This is a genomic window from Bacteroides bouchesdurhonensis, assembly GCF_900155865.1.
GTDB lineage: Bacteria > Bacteroidota > Bacteroidia > Bacteroidales > Bacteroidaceae > Bacteroides > Bacteroides bouchesdurhonensis.
Map to the genome: position 1 here is coordinate 4,135,588 of NZ_LT707006.1, position 20,088 is coordinate 4,155,675.

21 protein-coding genes and 1 pseudogene are annotated in these 20,088 nt (G+C 39.0%); 11 read left to right on the forward strand and 11 right to left on the reverse strand.

What is annotated here, in order from left to right:
• Nucleotides 1-17: 17 nt before the first annotated feature.
• Nucleotides 18-1,214 (reverse strand): hypothetical protein, encoded by a 1,197-nt coding sequence (locus tag CZ225_RS18085; RefSeq protein ID WP_077155880.1) that lies wholly within the window; start codon nt 1,212-1,214, stop codon nt 18-20.
• Between the two features lie 470 nt (nt 1,215-1,684).
• Here CZ225_RS18085 and CZ225_RS18090 point away from each other — a divergent pair, with 470 nt between their 5' ends.
• The 3 genes and pseudogenes from CZ225_RS18090 to CZ225_RS18100 form a co-directional block, all read left to right on the forward strand.
• Nucleotides 1,685-2,116 (forward strand): DUF6078 family protein, encoded by a 432-nt coding sequence (locus CZ225_RS18090; protein WP_077154891.1) that lies wholly within the window; start codon nt 1,685-1,687, stop codon nt 2,114-2,116.
• Nucleotides 2,117-2,575: 459 nt separating this feature from the next.
• On the forward strand, nt 2,576-3,664 hold the full coding sequence (locus CZ225_RS18095) for an acyltransferase (protein WP_077155881.1): 1,089 nt from the start codon (nt 2,576-2,578) through the stop codon (nt 3,662-3,664).
• A gap of 83 nt (nt 3,665-3,747) precedes the next feature.
• Nucleotides 3,748-4,266, forward strand: a pseudogene (locus tag CZ225_RS18100) (GNAT family N-acetyltransferase); the annotation flags it as partial.
• Here the strand turns inward: CZ225_RS18100 and CZ225_RS18105 are convergent.
• Nucleotides 4,264-5,529, reverse strand: coding sequence for a metal-dependent hydrolase family protein (locus CZ225_RS18105; RefSeq protein ID WP_077154893.1), 1,266 nt, complete (start codon nt 5,527-5,529; stop codon nt 4,264-4,266). The pseudogene CZ225_RS18100 and the gene CZ225_RS18105 sit on opposite strands and share 3 nt — an antisense overlap.
• Before the next feature lie 122 nt (nt 5,530-5,651).
• Here CZ225_RS18105 and CZ225_RS24910 point away from each other — a divergent pair, with 122 nt between their 5' ends.
• Complete coding sequence (locus CZ225_RS24910; RefSeq protein WP_083714664.1) at nt 5,652-6,602, forward strand: GNAT family N-acetyltransferase; 951 nt, start codon at nt 5,652-5,654, stop codon at nt 6,600-6,602.
• A gap of 171 nt (nt 6,603-6,773) precedes the next feature.
• Here CZ225_RS24910 and CZ225_RS18115 read toward each other — a convergent pair whose 3' ends face one another.
• Together CZ225_RS18115 and CZ225_RS18120 are read right to left on the reverse strand one after the other, a co-directional pair.
• Nucleotides 6,774-7,238 carry a MaoC family dehydratase gene (locus CZ225_RS18115; protein WP_025073801.1) on the reverse strand — a complete coding sequence of 155 codons (465 nt, stop codon included), beginning with the start codon at nt 7,236-7,238 and terminating at the stop codon, nt 6,774-6,776.
• A gap of 97 nt (nt 7,239-7,335) precedes the next feature.
• A complete protein-coding gene (locus tag CZ225_RS18120; RefSeq protein WP_077154894.1) occupies nt 7,336-7,872 on the reverse strand; it encodes an SGNH/GDSL hydrolase family protein in 537 nt (178 codons plus the stop codon).
• A 100-nt stretch (nt 7,873-7,972) separates the two neighbouring features.
• Between CZ225_RS18120 and CZ225_RS18125 the strand changes: the two genes are divergently transcribed.
• Nucleotides 7,973-9,613 carry an RluA family pseudouridine synthase gene (locus CZ225_RS18125; protein ID WP_077154895.1) on the forward strand — a complete coding sequence of 547 codons (1,641 nt, stop codon included), beginning with the start codon at nt 7,973-7,975 and terminating at the stop codon, nt 9,611-9,613.
• Between the two features lie 277 nt (nt 9,614-9,890).
• Here CZ225_RS18125 and CZ225_RS18135 read toward each other — a convergent pair whose 3' ends face one another.
• Nucleotides 9,891-11,279 (reverse strand): MATE family efflux transporter, encoded by a 1,389-nt coding sequence (locus CZ225_RS18135; protein WP_077154897.1) that lies wholly within the window; start codon nt 11,277-11,279, stop codon nt 9,891-9,893.
• Nucleotides 11,280-11,390: 111 nt separating this feature from the next.
• Complete coding sequence (locus CZ225_RS18140) at nt 11,391-11,597, reverse strand: hypothetical protein (RefSeq protein ID WP_077154898.1); 207 nt, start codon at nt 11,595-11,597, stop codon at nt 11,391-11,393.
• Nucleotides 11,598-11,654: 57 nt separating this feature from the next.
• Between CZ225_RS18140 and CZ225_RS18145 the strand changes: the two genes are divergently transcribed.
• From CZ225_RS18145 to CZ225_RS18155, 3 genes are all read left to right on the forward strand, one after another.
• Nucleotides 11,655-11,960 carry a nitrous oxide-stimulated promoter family protein gene (locus CZ225_RS18145; RefSeq protein WP_077155882.1) on the forward strand — a complete coding sequence of 102 codons (306 nt, stop codon included), beginning with the start codon at nt 11,655-11,657 and terminating at the stop codon, nt 11,958-11,960.
• Nucleotides 11,961-12,022: 62 nt separating this feature from the next.
• Entirely contained in the window at nt 12,023-12,754 is a 732-nt protein-coding gene (locus CZ225_RS18150) for an SDR family NAD(P)-dependent oxidoreductase (RefSeq protein WP_077154899.1), read from the forward strand.
• Nucleotides 12,755-12,831: 77 nt separating this feature from the next.
• A complete protein-coding gene (locus CZ225_RS18155) occupies nt 12,832-13,101 on the forward strand; it encodes a zinc ribbon domain-containing protein (RefSeq protein ID WP_077154900.1) in 270 nt (89 codons plus the stop codon).
• A 48-nt stretch (nt 13,102-13,149) separates the two neighbouring features.
• Here CZ225_RS18155 and CZ225_RS18160 read toward each other — a convergent pair whose 3' ends face one another.
• Both CZ225_RS18160 and CZ225_RS18165 read right to left on the reverse strand, forming a co-directional pair.
• A complete protein-coding gene (locus tag CZ225_RS18160) occupies nt 13,150-13,419 on the reverse strand; it encodes a GNAT family N-acetyltransferase (protein ID WP_077154901.1) in 270 nt (89 codons plus the stop codon).
• Between the two features lie 12 nt (nt 13,420-13,431).
• Entirely contained in the window at nt 13,432-14,772 is a 1,341-nt protein-coding gene (locus CZ225_RS18165; protein WP_077154902.1) for a TIGR01777 family oxidoreductase, read from the reverse strand.
• 121 nt (nt 14,773-14,893) lie between these two features.
• Between CZ225_RS18165 and CZ225_RS18170 the strand changes: the two genes are divergently transcribed.
• Genes CZ225_RS18170 through CZ225_RS18180 form a run of 3 tightly spaced genes read left to right on the forward strand, consistent with a single transcriptional unit; the run spans nt 14,894 to nt 17,603 of the window.
• Nucleotides 14,894-15,736 (forward strand): endonuclease VIII, encoded by an 843-nt coding sequence (locus tag CZ225_RS18170; protein WP_077154903.1) that lies wholly within the window; start codon nt 14,894-14,896, stop codon nt 15,734-15,736.
• 30 nt (nt 15,737-15,766) lie between these two features.
• Nucleotides 15,767-16,747: a lytic transglycosylase domain-containing protein gene (locus CZ225_RS18175; protein ID WP_077154904.1), complete on the forward strand. Its 981-nt coding sequence runs from the start codon at nt 15,767-15,769 to the stop codon at nt 16,745-16,747.
• A 10-nt stretch (nt 16,748-16,757) separates the two neighbouring features.
• Nucleotides 16,758-17,603 carry an ion transporter gene (locus tag CZ225_RS18180; RefSeq protein WP_077154905.1) on the forward strand — a complete coding sequence of 282 codons (846 nt, stop codon included), beginning with the start codon at nt 16,758-16,760 and terminating at the stop codon, nt 17,601-17,603.
• 83 nt (nt 17,604-17,686) lie between these two features.
• On the opposite strand, the gene CZ225_RS18185 is transcribed toward CZ225_RS18180, so the two are convergent.
• From CZ225_RS18185 to CZ225_RS18195, 3 genes are all read right to left on the reverse strand, one after another.
• Nucleotides 17,687-18,484 carry a TIGR03915 family putative DNA repair protein gene (locus CZ225_RS18185; protein WP_077154906.1) on the reverse strand — a complete coding sequence of 266 codons (798 nt, stop codon included), beginning with the start codon at nt 18,482-18,484 and terminating at the stop codon, nt 17,687-17,689.
• Entirely contained in the window at nt 18,481-19,764 is a 1,284-nt protein-coding gene (locus tag CZ225_RS18190; RefSeq protein WP_077154907.1) for a putative DNA modification/repair radical SAM protein, read from the reverse strand. The genes CZ225_RS18185 and CZ225_RS18190 overlap by 4 nt, the downstream gene beginning before the upstream one ends.
• 101 nt (nt 19,765-19,865) lie before the next feature.
• The gene (locus tag CZ225_RS18195) at nt 19,866-20,042 is read right to left on the reverse strand and encodes a histone H1 (protein ID WP_004301965.1); all 177 of its coding nucleotides are present in this window, start codon (nt 20,040-20,042) and stop codon (nt 19,866-19,868) included.
• Between the last annotated feature and the right edge of the window lie 46 nt (nt 20,043-20,088).

Sequence of the window (20,088 nt, forward strand, 5' to 3'; positions counted from 1 at the left end):
GTTGGTGTTTTTCAATCTTATTGGGCATAAATTAAAGGATATTCCACATCGTCGGAAACCTCGTATGTAGTAGTAAAAAGCAATTCATCTGCGAATTGTGAGGCTAACTGGCAGAAAAAGACCAGCTTTTCATTTCGGCTCACTTTTTTACGATAAGAATAGTTCATCACGAAGTAAAACAGATGGGTGCCGGATGCCATAAAAGCATTGTGAACTTCCTGTAAATTTACGGTATCAATTACTTGCGACTGTTCTCCCAAATATTCTTCCGGAATAGGTTCCGCCACTTGTTTCATACCTTTGGAAATACTTTTTTGCCTGGAAGCCAGTTTTCGGATCACCTGAAAAGCATCGTCGGAAGTACGTAAACAATCAATGGATAGTTTAATACGATATCCCGTCTGCGATTCCATCCACACAGGATTCTTTTGAGACAGAACCTGACGTATATTGGTATATTCTTCCAGAAGGAATTGGTCTTTCAGGTATTTCAGTTTCTTCGCTTTTTCAAGGATGCGGTTCTGGTAGTCTATGAGATTCAGATAATGGATTATTTGCTTTTGGATTTCAATCAGATTATGATACGAATCATTCAGTTGAAGCTTCACGTCGCTCACCACATTACGCATTTGCACATCCATCGCCACCCGGAAAAAAACAGGTTGTCCCACATCAATCAGTTCCTCACTTTTCCGAATCAATAGGGCTATGTTTTTTCGTTTCTCATCAAGCCTGACAAGTTTGGTCTTCTTTATCTTATAATTGGGTTCGTTTTTATACGCATTATCCATATTTCTTTTTAAGTCCATCACATTACGGACTGTAGTAAGAGCTATGTTTTTTAAACAACGTTTTACTTCCCGCTGATAATTATATTTACGGTGTTCATTACTCTCAGTCAGATAATAGTCGATAGATTCATTAAGTCGTGTAAGATAATCCTGTACAAAAGAAACATTAATTTCTTCATTTACTTCGAGCACATCTTCAAAGAACTTTAGATAAATATCTTCCATCTCCAAAAAATCACCAGTATCCCGAATAACACCATAATCAATCAAATAACGGATACGTTCTTCTTTATATTCCGTCATTTCCAAGGCATAATCGTAGTGAAATGAAAGAGATTTCCTTTTGGCAAACATATCCTTCAAGAGTTCTTTTTCCCGATCAAGGCTTTTAACTAATTCTTCTATGGAACGGAATGTACTCATTTTATTGACAATCATTTTCTTTGCAAAAATAACTAATTCCTACATAATATATATATATTATTGAGATAAATATCCTCTTAAATTAATAATCCATATTTGTCGTTTAACCATATTTGCGTAAAATGGCAATAAATTAGATTTACCTTTAATACATTCAAAATTACAACTCTAAATAAGTTTCATTAAATACAATCAAGCAGAAAAAACTCATATCCTACTTTCAAAAGAGTAGGATATGAGGTAACACTCATTATTTTAGATGATAACTTAAGCTATTATTATGGAGTTATAACAAAAAAAGAAGCATTATGATTAAATAATAACATATTAAAGACCGCAGATTACATCTATAGACCAAAATTTCTCAGTATTACCATCTTACTCAAACATTTTTCAACAAAGATACCCCATTATATTTCTCTTTCTTAATTAAAACTCCTACCTTTGTAAAAAATAATATTTCACATAAAATGAAACAAGAAACTAACCAATCAGCTCCTTATAGCTTTGCCCGTTGTTTCAACGCCCAATGTTTACAAGCTTCCAAATGTCTGCGTTATTTAATTACAGAAAATGACACACCTAACATTCCTTTTATCACTGCTGTAAGTCCAGTCTGTTATCCGGAAGATTCCAACAAATGCCCATATTTTCACACTGCCGAAAGAGTTCAAGTTGCTTGGGGAATCAAACGATTACTGGAAAGACTGCCTTACGAAGATGCTGTCAGTATCCGTAAACATCTAATCTTGCACTTTGGCAAAACAAGCTATTACCGGTTCTACCGGGAAGAACGTTATCTGTTGCCTAAAGATCAAAAGTACATCCAACAGGTATTCCGTAATAAAGGAATTACTGATAGACCAACTTTTGATCGCTACACAGAAGAATATATTTGGTGAATTTCCATCACCCGTCACATGTAAGCAGATAACTAATTCAGAAGTCGATAACATTTCACAGCCAACCGATAGGCATGAGCATGGAATTCCATGCGGTGATACTCATAGTTTCATCACTTGAAACCTTTTGTTTCAAGCCTTGAAACCATTGGTTTCATATAGGGAAACTCTTTGTTTCTCAGTGTGAAACTGTTAGTTTCATACGGTGAAACTAAAGGTTTCACTACTATGAAACTATCGGTCTCAGTATATGAAACTATAAGTTTCACTACACTTTTATATCTGATGCCCTGATTATTTCCATATATTGTTAGGTATATCAAGTTTTTTTATACCTTTGCCCTCCGATAAGCAGCATCCGGAAAATCAACAAAGTATCTCTGTCACGAATGCATGCTTCGTATAAAAAGACAAAACAGAAATCATCTTACTATTACTAACAAGAATACTCAAACTAAAATGAAACGCATTGTTTTTTTGGATTATGTACGCGTATTTGCATGCTTTCTCGTCATGCTTGTCCACGCTAGTGAAAATTTTTATGGTGCTCCCGGCTCCACAGACATGGCAGGTCCGCAATCTTTTTTAGCCACTGAGGCAGATCGGTTGTGGGTATCTTTGTATGACGGTTTTTCCCGCATGTCAGTACCATTGTTTATAATTGTTTCCGCCTTTCTTCTTGCTCCCATGAAGGAGGGACAGACCACATGGCAATTCTATGGTAAGCGCTGCCTCCGTATTCTGCCACCGTTTTTCATATTCATGATATTATACAGTACCCTACCATTATTGTGGGGACAAATAGATGGAGCAACATCAATTCAGGATTTATCACGATTATTACTGAACTTCCCGTCACAAGCCGGACATTTCTGGTTCATGTATCCGTTGATCAGCATTTATCTGTTCATACCTATTATATCACCATGGCTGAAAAAAGCTACGGCAAAAGAAGAGCGTTTCTTCATAGGGTTATTCCTGCTATCAACATGTATGCCGTATCTCAACCGTTGGTGCGGTGAATTGTGGGGACAATGTTTTTGGAATGAATATCACATGTTGTGGTACTTCTCTGGTTACTTGGGATACCTTGTACTTGCACATTACATACACGTACACCTTACATGGAACCGTTCCAAACGTCTCACTATAGGAGCCATTTTAATGATTGTCGGTGCTGCATGGACCATCTACTCATTCTATGTTCAGGCTATACCTGGAATCACTCATTCCACCCCTATAATAGAGATTGGGTGGGCTTTCTGCACCATCAACTGTGTGCTTCTCACTGCAGGAACATTCCTTATGTTTACATGTATAAACAGTCCGAAGTCTCCACGAATCATAACAGAATTATCAAAACTCAGCTATGGCATGTACCTTATGCACATATTCTGGCTCGGATTTTGGGTAACAGTATTCAAAGGCACACTGGCATTACCAACTGTTGCTGCCATTCCATGTATTGCAGTGAGTACATTCATTAGCTGTTACGTAACCGCAAAGATTATCTCATTCATACCAGGCAGTAAATGGATAATAGGATAATTATCTAAATTAATAAAAATCATAGCTGTGTCAAGCAATCTGCGTTTTGCGTTGCTTGACACAGTTTAATTTACATCCTCGAAATGATAGCATCACCAACTCTTCATACAGAACGTTTGTTGTTACGCCCCTTCTCCGAAAGTGATGCAGAGCAATTTTTTATCTCTTGCCAGAATCCCAATTTAGGAAATAATGCAGGATGGAAACCGCACGAAACTTTTGAAGAGTCTCTTACTATTCTTCAAACTGTTTTCATCGGACAAGAAAATGTTTGGGCAATCACGCTCAAAAACACGCAGCATTTGATCGGTTCTATCGGTATTGTTCCCGATCCGAAACGGGAAAATCCACAGGCACGCATGTTGGGATATTGGATTGACGAATCACATTGGGGACATGGGTATGCAACTGAGGCTACACAAGCAGTACTTCAATATGGTTTTGAAGAACTGAAACTCCAACTCATATCTGCCAATTGCTATCCACACAATGAACGTTCACAAAAAGTTCTTAAAAAGAACGGATTCATCTATGAAGGAATACTTCATCAAGCAGAACAGATTTATAACGGACAGATATATGACCATCTGTGTTATTATTTACTCGCTTGATGAAAGGGTATTTTTATAAATCTGTCCGTCTTTCATAATCAAAAGCATATTCCTTTCCGGATGCTCCAGAAGGGTGACGTCTTCCAAAGCGTTGCCCTCTACCAGAATCAGATCAGCCAGAGCCCCTTCTTCAATGACTCCCAACTTACCCGGATAGGGATTTCGTGAACCGGAGAGAGCAAGTAACTCCGCATTATCATGAGTAACCATTTTCAAGATTTCAAAATTGCTGAACCATTTTTGTAATTTGCCAATTCCTTTATTCTCATTGACTGTATTAGCCGGATTAAACAATAAATCGGTTCCCCATGCCAGATTTACTTTGTATTTCTTGGCTAACTGATAAGTACTATCCGTACCATGAACCACCATTTCATGCTTAGCTTGTTGTTCTTTTGTCGGATATTGATTATCTTCCAAAGTAAATGGTTGCATACTTAGCCATACGTCTTTTTCTGCAATCAGTGCCATCGTTGGTTCATCAATCAAATGGCCATGTTCAATACTTTTCACTCCTGCATGAATAGCTCGGGAAATTGCTCTCGGCACATATACATGAACCATCACGTAAGTACCGACATCTTCCGCAGCTTTTACTGCTGCATTAATCTCTTCTTCAAAATATTGGATATCTTCCAAACGGTCATAAAGTGAAGCAACTCCCCCACCCGTCATCAACTTTATCTGACTGGCTCCCAAACGAAGATTGTTACGGGCAGCCACAGTAACAGCATCTACCCCATCCGCAATGATCGCAGCTCCGATTTCTTCGGTATGTGTCAGTCCACAACAATCAAACGGACGAGGTTCTTCATAAACTGCCCGAAAGTCACCATGCCCACCGGTCTGCGAGATGATGGAACCACTCGGATAAATCCTTGGTCCGGATAATATCCCTTCATCAATCGCACGCTTTAATCCGAAAACCGGACCGCCTGCATCTCGAATGGTAGTAAATCCCCGTAATAATGTCTTTCCGGCTTCATGTCCCGCTTTAAACTGAGTATAAGCATCGTCTGCTACCAGCAAATCCATCATAGTATTGCATGACATATACGAATGCCAATGAGCGTCAATCAATCCCGGCATGAGAAACTTACCTTTTCCATCTATCACTGTTGCCCCTTCAGCAGAAATCGGCAACTCAGAGATCTTCTGAATATGTCCTTCTTCCACTAGAATATTCCCTTTGATAACCTTCTCATTGATTCCGTCGAAGATTAATACTCTATTAATTAATACAGACTGATTCATAACTACTTTAATTTAATTTCAGGCAATTACAACCTATCTATCCACATTTTGTTCGTCTCTTTAAGGATATATCTCTATAAAAAACTATCTTTGCATAAATAATAAAGACTAGATACAATCACATGATTTCCCAACCCACTTTACAAGATTATAACGAGCTGACTCTGTTATGGGAAGCTTCAGTTCGTAGTACGCATCATTTCTTGACGGAAGAGAATATCCGATATTATAAGCCATTGGTACGGGAACAATATCTGCCGGCTGTAGATTTGTACATCATACGTCGTGAAGATAACCGAATCGTTGCTTTCATGGGATTAAGCGATGAATTAATTGAAATGCTGTTTGTTCATCCTGATGCACAAGGGAAAGGCTATGGCAAACAATTGATTGACTTTGCCGTAAACAAAAAACAGATAACTAAGGTCGATGTAAATGAACAGAACGAAAAAGCTTTGCAGTTTTATCTAAACAGAGGATTTGATGTAATCGGACGCGATGTAACGGACCCTTCCGGCAAACCTTTTCCTATTTTACACATGGAAATAACGGCTCCTTTCGTCAATCAGTTGTCCAAACGTTTCCATATTGAGGATATTCACTCTCTCATATATCAAATAAAATACAACAGTTCACGTAAAGAAGAGCTTTACCAACTGATCTTTGACAAAGACAATTATATCTCCTATCAGGCTCTTTGGACATGTAGTCATTTACCTCTTTCGGAAAGAAAATGGCTGGAAAGCAAACAGGAGGAGCTTATTGAAGAAGTTCTCCATTGTCCCCATTCCGGAAAAAGACGGATTCTTTTGCAATTATTGGAAAAACAGTCTTTTAAAGATACCACCAGAGTAGATTTTCTAGACTTCTGCCTGAACCACATGCTTTCTAAACAAGAACCACCAGGCATACAAAGCCTTTGTATCAAACTGGCTTATAAGCTTTGCCAACCGATTCCGGAATTATTGCAAGAGTTTTGGATGATGATAGAAATAGCTAAAGAAGAACAAGGATCAGCAGCTGTGAAATCGGCAATACGGAATCTATCGAAAAAGAAGAAACAAAAAGAATGAATGGGATAAATAAAGAATATGAGGCAAAGGCATATTGACAAGTGGTTTGCTTAATAACATTACATCAGCTATGTATTACGCAAATGATGCGATTTTGAAATATCAGAATCGCATCATCTATTTATTCCGTAAGAGAAAAATTAGTATCAATAAAAGGTAAAGACCTACTTATCAATTGAAATAATACAAGAATACTGCTATTCCCTCTAATGCTTTCTTAGGTTGGTCTTTTATCTCAATAGCAAACTTGATCTCTGCTTTTGCCACACCACGCAAGTTCGTCAATGAATGCAACGTAGTTACCAAACGTATACTCTGACCTGACAACACAGCCTGACCAAATTTCATTTTGTCCATACCGTAATTGATCATCATTTTCAAATTATTCACCTGAATGATCTGGTTCCACAAATAAGGAAGCATAGACAAGGTCAAATAGCCATGAGCGATGGTGCTTTTATAAGGACTTTCTACTTTAGCACGCTCTGTGTCCACATGAATCCATTGATGATCCAGCGTTGCATCAGCAAAAAGGTTAATACGTTCCTGAGAAAGTTCTACATAATCGGAAACACCGATCTGCTGTCCAACCAGTTTTTCAAATTCTTCATACGAGTTAATAATTACTTGAGCCATAGTTTTTATTGTTTTATGGAGATTATACATCAATTATTGGCTGCAAAAATAGGAAAAATAAATGATATGGCTCTCAATAAAGAATAAAAGCTATTTTTTACAAAGAGGACTCGTTGGATCTGAGCACAGCTTGTTTCAGAGTATCTGATAATATACTGTATCCTTTTCCATTCAGATGTAAATCATCGATAGTCATTTCCGGATTCAATCGTCCATCCGACAATAGCCGATTGAATACATCCAGATAAACAATACCCGTTCCTGCCAGTTTACGTTGTATTTTCTGATTAAGAACACGTATAAAACGATTCACTGCCGTACTATAATCATCATAATCATTACGAGGAAAAATACAGAACAGAAATGTTTTCAAGGAAGGAATAACAAGTACAGCTTTCACATATCGTTCCACATAATCATCCACATTTTCCTCATTCAACTGATAAATATCATTCGTACCAAACTGAATAACGACCTGACAATCAGAAGTGTCTTTATCAAATGATTCCACATAGGACAATCCTCCACCGGGAGCACCATAATTGAAACACTCCCACTGCGGGAAATAGACATTCAAAGCCCAGAATGCCATATGACTGTTGCCTACAAAGGCAAATTTCGGTTTATTCTCCATACGATTCTTCAATACCTTTTTAAACTCTAAAACAAATATAGAACAAATTTCGCAGATTTAGTTTACTTTTGCACCCGTAAAGATAGCTATATACGAACTGATGAAACATTTTTTCAGCCAATCGATTTCCCACATTCCGTTACCGGAGAAATTCACATATCCTTTTCATTATACGCCTCATCCATTATGCGTGTTAGCCACAGAAGAGGTAAAAGCATTTATTGAGACGCAAGTGAAATGGCAAGAAGAATTATCTTTGGGTAAAATGTTCGGTGTTCTAATTGTGCAGGACAATAAAGAAATGATAAGTTATCTGGCAGCTTTCTCCGGCAATCTGGCGGGAAAAAATCTACATCCTTTTTTTGTCCCTCCTGTCTATGATCTATTGCAACCACAAGGTTTCTTCAAGATAGAAGAAGAACAGATCTCTACTATTAATTCACGAATAAAAGAATTGGAAGCCGACCCCACCTATCAGACTTTAAAACAAAGACTAAAAACAGAAACTGAACAGGCAACCGTTGCATTAACCAAAGCCAAAGCCGAACTGAAAGCAAACAAAGAAGCAAGGGAGCTCCGACGTCAATCCGTAGCTTCTCTTTCTGAGGAAGAACAAACAGCTCTTATCAAAGAAAGCCAGTTTCAGAAAGCCAATTTTAAGAGATTGGAACGGAAATGGAAAAAATTATTAGAAGAACGAAAAGCAGAAGTTGTAGCATTCGAGACAGCCATAGAAGATTTAAAGATGGAAAGGAAAGAACGTTCCGCTGCCTTACAACAGAAACTTTTCCAACAGTTCCGAATGCTAAATGCCAAAGGAGAAGTAAAAGACCTATGTACTATTTTCAAAGAAACGGTACATAAGATTCCTCCCGGAGGGGCTGGTGAATGCGCATTACCTAAATTATTACAATATGCTTATCTCCACCAATTGAAACCTTTAGCAATGGCTGAATTTTGGTGGGGAAACTCACCTAAAACGGAAGTACGGCATCATGGTTATTATTACCCTTCCTGTAAAGGCAAATGTGAGCCCATCTTGAAACATATGCTACAAGGATTGGAGGTGGACGAGAATCCTCTCACTACTGACCCACGTCCACATATGGATTTAGAAATTGTTTTTGAAGATGAATGGTTGCTGGTAGTCAATAAGCCCTCCGGAATACTATCTGTACCGGGTAAAATAGAAACAGTAGACTCTGTTTTTCAACGTGTGCGAAAGAAATATCCAAATGCAACCGGACCAATGATTGTCCATCGCCTGGATATGGCAACTTCCGGATTATTACTCATTGCTAAAACCAAAGAAGTGCATCAACATTTACAAGCACAATTTGAAAATCATACAATCAAGAAACGATATATTGCTCTACTCGATGGAAGCAAACTTGAAAAACCAATAAAGAAAAACGGAAGGATCGAACTTCCTCTTTGCTTGAATCCATTAGACCGCCCCCGACAAATGGTCAGCGAAGAATATGGTAAAACTGCAATCACTGAATATCAGGTATTGGAAAGTTCGGGAGAATATATCCGTATCCTCTTTTATCCCAAAACCGGACGCACACACCAGTTACGCATACATGCCGCCCATCCGCAAGGTCTGGGTTGTCCCATCGTAGGAGATGAACTTTATGGAATGAAAGCCAACAGACTTTATTTGCATGCCGAATATATTGAGTTCTGCCATCCTGTTTATGGCGAAACAATCTGTCTGCAAAAAGAGGCGGAATTCTAAAAACGTTCTTTTGTAGTGAACTGAATACTATGGATCTAACAACCGGAACTTATTTCCTCCGAAACAACTTATGTTCAAGCAGCATCAATGGGGAGGAAATTCTTATACAGAATAAAATCGGGGAATCAAGAAAATTACAAAGATCTTTATTACACGAAATTAGCCCAAAGATTGACAATCTAATTTTACCCTTCGCAAGCAATGAAATGTCTATAGATAAGGGCGTTCGTAAAAACTCTTTCTTTTAAGTCAATCCTAATCTCGGTTATTAACTAGATTAAGCAGAATATTCCAATTCCTCTTCTTTGGAAGAAGATATAGGTGTGAGACAACTTTTCTTTAACCTGCGATAGACATAAATAAATGCAGGAATTAAAAATAAATCCGCTGCGATCCACGCGGTCGGGTCACCAAAACAAACGGCTATGAAACCGAAAGCCGGCACTGCATAAATACTGACTAGTATACGAGCAATCATTTCCGAAACGCCGGAAAACATAGCAAGATTCGTATATCCCACTCCCTGAATGGTATAACGGAGAATACAAAGCAATCCGAGTACAGGGAAAAAGCAGCAAGCAACATGAAGGAAGAGTTCTGTATTTTTCAGAATTTCCGTCTCCGAAGGATCTACAAAAATCAAAGCAAAATACTTAGATCCCACCATCAACAGTACAAAAGTCAGTGCTGTATAAATTAACATCATCAGTACACTGGCTTTAATTCCTAACCAAACACGTTCCGGTTTACCGGCTCCGTAATTCTGTCCGCTGTAAGTTGCCATGGCAATACCCAAACTCTCAAATGTACAGATAAAGAACATTTTGATACGCATAGCCGATGTAAATGCCGCTACACAAGCCGTTCCCAACGCATTGTTAGCACTCTGGAGCATTATACTGCCAATTGCAGTAATGGAAAACTGCAATCCCATAGGTACACCTATATAAAGCAATGTCTTAGCCAATTTTGGTTGGAATCGTCGTTCTTTTGGAGAGCTCTGTAATATTTCAAACTTCCTGCGCATATAAATATAGCATAGAACCGCCGAAAGTCCCTGCGAGACAACAGTGGCAATGGCAGCTCCCGCCACTCCCCAATCGAGTACCAGAATACAGAATAAATCGAGAACGATATTTAATACGGTAGATAAGAGCAAAAACCAGAAAGGTGTTTTACTATCCCCTAATGCACGAATAATACTCGAAAGAAGATTATAGAAGAAAGTTGCCGGGATGCCGATAAAGGTAACAAACAGATAATCATAAGCTCCGTCAAAAATAATTTCCGGTGTACGCATTATACGAAGTATATCGGCACAATAGATACTGGTAATAACAGCAATGGCCAAAGACATCCCAACAGCCAGTTTCAGGCTGACGGCAACATAACTGCGCATCGTACTATAATCTCGTGCTCCAAACTTCTGCGCTACAGGAATCCCAAATCCGCCGCAACAACCATTACAAAAGCCTAGAATAAGAAAGACAACCGATGTACTTGCTCCAACAGAAGCTAATGAGTTTATTCCCAAGAACTTTCCAACTATTGCAGCATCCACAAGTGAATATGTTTGTTGCAATAGATTGCCAAGTAATAACGGCAGTGTAAACTTTAAAATTAGAGGTAATGCCGGTCCTGCCGTCATTTCTTTAGAAGTTGCCATACATCTGTGTTCTAAAATCAGGCACAAAGATACGGAGAATCCAACGAATAAAATTTAGTTTTCTGCGCCTCTTTCATTGACTTAAATCAAAAAAAACGGAGCATAGATTTATTATCTCTTTTCTAATCTTTTAGGAGAACCATGCCAAGAGCAGCCTAAACAATAGACCTCTGTCAAATCGAAACCTTCCATAGAAGTTCCTTGTTGTTTCGGAACAACCTCTCCATTCTCCATTACATAAACCAGTAATCTTTCTCCCAAATCATTCTTCACATACATAGCAGCAATCTTACACTGCGGACATAATAGCTTTTTCATGCTGCAAAGATACAATAGTTTTCTGTCAATTTATTATCTTTGCTCCCATATTCAGTTATGGAGAAAAGAAAGAAATCGCGCATTGAACAAGAAAAAAAGACAGTTGAGATAATGATACGCCTCTACTGCCGGAAAAAGGAGAAGAATATTACGCTTTGCCCGAAGTGTGAAGAATTGCTCCGGTATGCACATGCCCGTCTTGAGCATTGTCCTTTTGGAGAAACCAAAAGTTCATGTAAACAGTGCACCGTCCATTGCTACAAACCCATTATGCGAGAACGAATGCGACAAGTAATGCATTTCTCCGGTCCGAGAATGCTTATATATGCTCCTTTGGAAGCTATCCGCCATTTATTAAGATAAAACTAACTATTCTTCCTGAACTTCGAATAAAAGAGTAATACATCAATTTAATAATTAACAATATGAAACGAGCAATTATCATAGGAGCCACCTCGGGTATCGGACAAGAAGTAGCAAAAATACTTTTACTGGAAGGTTGGAAACTGGGAGTAGCTGGCAGACGCCGATCTGCACTCGAAATCTTTCAGAAAATAGCACCGGATCAGATAGAGATCGAGGAATTAGACATTACCCAAGAAGAAGCGACTGATAAATTGCAAATACTTATCAATAAGTTAGGAGGTATGGACTTATTCCTGCTTAGTTCCGGCATAGGTTATCAAAATATAAATTTAGATAGCAAGATAGAATTGGACACAGCACGCACCAATGTGGAGGGATTTATCCGGATGGTAGACAGTGCTTTTACTTATTTCAAAGAAAACGGTGGCGGTCATCTGGCTGTTATAAGTTCTATAGCAGGAACAAAAGGATTGGGAGTGGCTCCCGCCTATTCTGCAACCAAACGTTTTCAGAATACTTATATCGATGCACTCGAACAACTGGCCCACCTGCAAAGACTAAATATTTATTTCACAGATATCCGTCCGGGATTCGTTGCGACAGCTTTGTTGAACGACGGAAAACATTATCCAATGCTGATGAAAGCGGACAAAGTAGGATATAGTATTGTAAAAGCAATTAAGAGAAAACAACGGGTAGCGATTATAGACACACGTTACCGTATTCTCGTATTTTTCTGGCAAATGATTCCTCGATGGATATGGAAACGAATGCCGATTAAAACGAATTGATAATTAACAAGGTTAGATAGTTTCTTTTTCAATAAAACTACCTATATTTGTTTCCGAACAATATAAAAAGAAATAAGATGGAACAAAAAATTTGCCAGAGTTGTGGTATGCCAATAGATGACTCTACTTATGGAAAAGAAGCAGATGGTAGCAATAACGAAGAGTATTGCCATTATTGTTATGCAGACGGACATTTTACTATGGATTGCACAATGGACGAAATGATTGAACACAATCTAAAGTTCCTCAATGAGTTTAATAAGGAATCTGAAGTAAAATTTACCTTGGATGAGGCTCGCGCAAGTATGAAAGAATTCTTTCCGCTACTCAAAAGGTGGCAATCGTAAAATCCTGTAATAGAGGTTTGCTTGTCATTACCGAATTGGAGTATTTCATTAAAGTGATAAGAACTCCGGATGACGCTCTAGCCATTTCACTGCATAAGAGCAGGTTGCTTTAGGTTTCAGTCCATTTTGCAAAGCAAAGTCATAGGTAGCTTTTACCAATGCGGCTGCAATTCCACGCCCCTCAATGGGTGGAGGGACAATCGTATGAATAATATCAAGGCTATTGCCCAACAAACGATACTCAACAAAAGCAGTACGACCATCTACTTCCGTTTTAAACAATTTCTGTTCCGGTTGATGAATAATTTTGTAATCCATGTTATTATAGTTTTAAAGTTGTTCAATCCACTTCAAACGTGTTGTATCATAACCGCGACGTTCAGCAGCGGTTACCAGCTTTTTCTTCACTTCTTCTGGAAGCTGTGGAGTACGGCTTAATATCCAAAGATATTTATCAGTGCTACTGCCAATAAGAGCATAATTATAGTTCTCCTCATCCAATTCCATAATATAATAATCAGAATAAACTCCGGGAAAAAACGAAACCTTCAATTTCCCTGGTTGAGTAAGATCAGGGATAATAGCACGTCCGGTAGCTGCTTTACAAACATTATACGGAGTTTTCTTTTTACATCCGCAATTTTCCACACGAATCGTTCCGTTAGGACGTAATGTATAAGTAGCCGTTACATCAATAAGCCCCCGTTCAAAACGATTATCAAAACGGGCTATTTCATACCAATGTCCCATATAGTGGGAAAGGTCCAATTTATTGACAGTATGATGATCTGTTCCTTCGAATAATTTTTCCACTGTTGGTACAGAGAAAGTGAAACCGGCATCAAGTAAGCGTGTAGGATGAACATATTGCCCAGTGGTCAGAAACGAAGCCGCTTCACCATAAAGCAAACGAAAGACTGTACGAGGAACTTTAACTGTCATCCAAGAATGATATGCTTTCGCCATTGCATTCGTAAAAGGTAATTGGGTAATTTGTTGGGGAGCAACCAAATTAAAAGTTCCCTGCAATGATTCATTATTAATGATAAAAGCTATTGCACGACACAAATCACAAATACTGATCCATGGAAAAGGTTGCGTACCAGGACCTATAGCAGTAGCTACTTTCATCATTTTCAGTGATCTCAGCATTTGTTGCATAGCTCCTCCATCAGGAGAAAGTACAATACCGAAGCGAGTAATCACCGTTCTCGTTGATGCCGGACATCGATGGGCTTCTTTCTCCCAGGCATAACATAAATCCGACAAAAATCCTTCTCCCCTGACTTTACTATATTCATCGAACACAGTTGTATCCGCACCCGGTTCTTCTCCTTCCCTTGAAGGATAATATCCTGTAGCAGAAGCTGAAATAAACAATTTCGGTTTCGTTTTGATAGTGCCCAGAATACGAATAATATGATGAGTTGTATTAATACGACTATCATACAATTCTTTTTTATATTCAGGAGTCCAACGTCGGTAGATAGGAGCACCAGCCAGATTGATAATAACATCACAGTGGGTCAACGTCTGAATCAAATGACCGGACATATCCTCACGAAACATCGATCTTCCAAGCGGAAGTATCCGGTGTCCTTCCGTTTCAGTCAGAAACTTAGAAAGATGTTTGCCTATATATCCGGTGGCTCCGGTAATTACTATATTCATATGGATCCATTGTTTTTTAACTATACTAGAAAACGTATAAAAAGCAAAAAAAGTTCTTTGAAAAAAGTAAAATGAGGTTATCTTTGCAAGAGAACATTTTCGAAATATAAAAAATAAGAATATGATCGAAGCCCCCGAAGCACGTTATTTGTGCGAACAACTAGACAATACTGTTAAAGGAAAACGGATTACCAATGTGTTTGCCCAATTTACTCCTCATAAATTTGCCTGGTTCTCCGGAAGTCCCGAAGAATATGCAGAATGGCTGACAGGAAAGGTTATCAGCCACGCCCAGTCGCAAGGAGGAATGGTGGAAATATCCATAGAGGACCGGATGCTTGTCTTTACGGACGGAGTAAATTTGCGTTATTATGCTCCAGGGGCAAAGTTGCCGGCCAAGCACCAACTTCTGATAGGATTTGAGGATGAAAGCTGTCTCGTAGCTTCCGTACGTATGTATGGTGGTTTGATGTGTTTTCTGAAAGGAAAATGTGATGTTCCTCTTTCTGAATATTACCTGACAGCCTGCAACAAGCCACAAGTGATGTCAGAAGCATTCGACAAAGAATATTTCCTTAACCTCATCTGCCAAGATAGCGTACAGAAAAAATCCGCCAAGGCTTTTTTAGCGACCGAACAGACAATTCCGGGACTCGGAAATGGAGTATTACAGGATATTTTATATCATGCACGCATACACCCAAAGAAAAAAATCAGTGAACTGACCGACAAACAGAAGGAAAATTTGTTTTATCAAGTGAAGAAGACAATGGATGACATCTACCAGCAAGGTGGACGTAGTACGGAAACAGACTTATTTGGAGAAAACGGCAAGTATGTAGCATGTTTATCCAAAGATACGGCTGGCAAAGTGTGTCCCTGCTGTGGAGAAACGATCATAAAAGAAAATTATCTCGGAGGCAGTATCTATTATTGCCGAGGATGTCAGACACTCTCTGATTAATAAATTTAGAATTAAACTTTTAACAACGAAATGAAAAAACAGTATCGAATTAATTATATTCTCTCTCTTATTTTAGTGTTTGGTATCGGAACCATGCTTCCTACGCTGATTGGTAGTAGTATGGTTAGTGAACAACATTCCGCCAAGTCGGAAGTTCCTTATTGCGTCACTCCTCCGACTGTTCCCGAAGAAGTCTCTTTTGACGGTGAAACTATTGATCTACGCCGTTATGACCGTCGGGAGCGGATGGATCGTGAAATGATGTCATTTACTTACATGCACTCCACAACAATGTTATTGGTTAAGCGAGCTAATCGATACTTTCCAATTATCGAACCTTTGCTAAAAGAAAACGGTATCCCCGACGACTTCAAATATTTGATGGTTATTGAAAGTAATCTGAATAATATCGCCCGTTCCCCCGTCGGTGCAGCCGGATTATGGCAGTTTATGCCTGCCACTGCAAGAGAATTTGGTTTAGAAGTAAACGATAATGTGGACGAGCGTTATCATATAGAAAAAGCAACAGTAGCTGCATGTAAATATTTCAAACAAGCATACGCCAAGTACGGAGACTGGATGGCTGTATCCGCTTCTTACAACGCCGGACAGGGACGTATCTCTTCCCAGCTCGAACAACAACTTGCCAACCATGCCATGGATCTTTGGTTAGTAGAAGAAACTTCCCGTTATATGTTCCGTCTGCTTGCTATTAAAGAAGTTCTTAGTAATCCGCAACGTTACGGTTTTCTGTTAAAAAAGGAACATCTGTATCCCCCTATTCCTTATAAAGAAATAGAAGTTACCACGCAAATTGATAATCTGGACGACTATGCCAAACAACAAGGAATCACTTATGCCCAGCTGAGAGATGCAAACCCATGGTTGAGGGAACATTCTTTAAAAAACAAAAGTGGAAAAAAATACGTTCTCAAAATACCTACACAAGAAGGTATGAACTATGACCCGAAAAAAACTGAAGCCTATAACAAGAATTGGGTAATTGATTAAAAACGTGATAATGAAACTGAAAGAAAGAATCCATCATTTTTTGTATGATCAGAAACTGAAACATAAATTATATGTTATCATTTTTGAATCGGACACCCCTGCCGGAAAACTGTTCGATGTGATTCTTATCTGTTTCATTCTCCTTAGTGTATTATTAGTGATCATCGAAAGTTTGAAAGGACTTCCTACTTATCTGGCAACTCCGTTTGTCATCATGGAATATATTTTTACCGCTTTTTTCACTTTCGAATACATAACAAGAATTTACTGCTCGCCTCAACCTAGAAAATATATTTTCAGTTTCTTCGGTATTGTCGATTTATTGGCAACTCTCCCACTTTATATCGGTCTGCTTTTCCCGGGAGCACGCTACTTATTAATTATCCGCGCTTTCCGCCTGATACGAATATTTCGCGTTTTCAAACTTTTTAATTTTTTAAATGAAGGAGAACTTTTACTTGCCTCTCTTCGGGAAAGTAGTAAGAAGATAGCCGTATTCTTTCTTTTCGTCGTTATCCTGGTGACGTCTATCGGAACTGTGATGTACATGATAGAAGGTACACAACCTAATTCGGAATTCAATAACATACCGAATAGTATTTATTGGGCTATCGTCACTATGACCACCGTTGGTTACGGGGATATTACGCCGGTCACCGGATTCGGAAAATTCCTTTCGGCTGTAGTTATGTTGATCGGTTATACGATTATTGCTGTACCTACCGGAATCGTATCTGTGACCATGATGAAAGAATATAAACGAAGAATGGAAAAGGAATGTCCCAACTGCCATCGTTCGGGGCATGAAGATAATGCCAGGTTTTGCAAATATTGCGGACACCAACTGGAAGAATAACGACGAAGGGCATCTTCTCTCACTCATACAGGAGTTTCCGAATGAACGGTACAACGAATTGAATAGACACTGAAACGAGAATTCTACTTTTTGGAAGAAGGAGAAGAAAAATTCTGTTTCTCCGTCAGATATTTCCAATAGCGAACAGGCATATCCTGTTTATGCTTTCGTGGATTAAGTCGTTCTTTAATACAAATAGCTTTAAAATATGTCTTCCAGAGTTGCTGAAAGAGTTTTTCATCCTTATCCATTAAACTTTCATCCAGCATACCGGTAATAAGATGTGCTTCACGACTATCATCGTCGAAAGACACTTCGGTAACTTCTTGCAAATCATAATAAAAGCCATAACGTCGTTTCATATCATAAATAATCCATTTCTGATCTGCAAACCGATCTTTGAAGTGCTGGATTGTAAGTGGCAACGCATTAAACTGCGGTTCAAATGCTGCAAAAAATGTCCCGTCAGTAGCTTTCTGGAAACGGACAAATTGTAATAAATGTACTCGTTCGCCATCTACCTTTTTCCATATATGGGCGAGTTGGAGTACATCAGGGTCCGCAAAATTAGTTTCTATAGAGCGAGGGGCATCAATAGCTTTACGGATATAGCGAAAAAGCAACATTCCCACTTCCGGGAGTTCCGACAACCAGCTTTGTGTCAGACATCCCAAAGCAGAAGAAGATACCTTTTTCTGCAAACCTTTCCATACGCGGGTAGCTTTCTCTTCATCCGTAATGACCCTATGCATATCACTATAAAATAAAGGCAATGAATCACCTTCCGACAACAACACATCGGGAAAGGTCTTACGGAAATAGGCATCGAAGACAGCAGTCAGCAGACCGTCAAAAGTTTTATCGTAGACAAAAACAATCATGGAGTATCTAGTATTGGAGTAATACCAAAATCTAATGTTAATTGACGTTCATCAATCTTCTTTTTAGGCTTCGGGATTAAAAGACTACGTACCCGTTGCGGAGTCAACTCATGCACCGTCAGCATAGGTAACTCTTTACAAGTGATGAAATATTGTGCTTTTTTCATCACTACACCTATCTTCTTTAATTCGTAATAGCCCAAACGAGAGAAGCGACGGGAAGCAACAATCAATTTAGCCGATTTCACTCCAATGCCAGGTACACGAAGTATCAACTCATAATCAGCCTTATTGATATCTACCGGGAAACGCTCCGGATGGCGCAAAGCCCACGATAATTTCGGATCAATCTCCAGATCAAGATCCGGATAAGCGTCATCTACTATTTCATCCACTTTGAACTGATAAAAACGCATCAGCCAGTCTGCCTGATACAAACGGTTTTCACGTACCAAAGGTGGTTGTTTGAGAGCAGGAAGACGCTTATCGTAGGTATTCACAGAGACATATCCGGAATAATAAACACGTTTCATGGTAGGTCCTTGATAAAGTGCCGATGAAAGGAAAAGAATATCTTTATCCGACTCTGAGGTAGCGCCCACAATAACTTGAGTACTCTGTCCGGCTGGTGCAAAACGCGGTGCATGACGAAACCTTTGACGTTCTTCTTTGCTTTCAAGTACTCCTTGTTGTATATACTTCATCGGAGCGAAAACACTTTTATGATCTTTCTCCGGAGCCAAGAGTTTCAGGTTTTCCTCTTTGGGGATTTCTACATTGACACTTAGACGATCGGCGTACAATCCAGCTTCATTGACCAGTTCGCGACTGGCACCCGGAATGCTTTTAAGATGAATGTATCCATTAAAACGATATATCAGACGGAGATCTTTTGCCACTCGTACGAGGCGCTCCATTGTATAATCCGGATTGCGCACAACTCCGGAGCTAAGAAATAATCCTTCGATATAGTTGCGGCGATAAAACTCGATTGTAAGTTCCACCAACTCCGAGACTGCAAATGTTGCCCGCGGAAGATCATTACTCCGGCGATTGATGCAATAGGCACAATCATAGATGCAATAATTGGTAAGCATGATCTTGAGTAACGAGATGCATCGTCCATCCTCTGCAAAACTATGACAAATACCCCATCCCCCCACTGTGTTACCTAAAGTGCCGGGCTTATTAGCGCGCACCGTACCACTGGAAGCACAAGATACATCATACTTGGCAGATTCTGCCAGTATCTTTAGTTTGGCAAGGATATTTTCGTTCACGACTTACAATAGAATTAGAGTCGCAAATATAAAGGAAAAAGGGCACGTCGCCAAAACGACATGCCCTTTTCTTTTTCTGATATCTGAGTAGACTCCTAATCTTATTTTTTAGAAGCTTCCAAAGATGCTTTACGGAATTCTTTCATTGCTTTTTCGATTTCCAAAGAAGCCTTACGAGCACGAGTTCCTGCTGCTTTGTTACCATTTTCAATCTGAGCGTTAGCATCTTTTGAGAAGTCAGCATAAAGAGCTGCTACCTTTTCTACCAATTCTTTCATAATCCTTTTATTTTTTCGTTAATAATGTGTCGCAAAAATACACTGT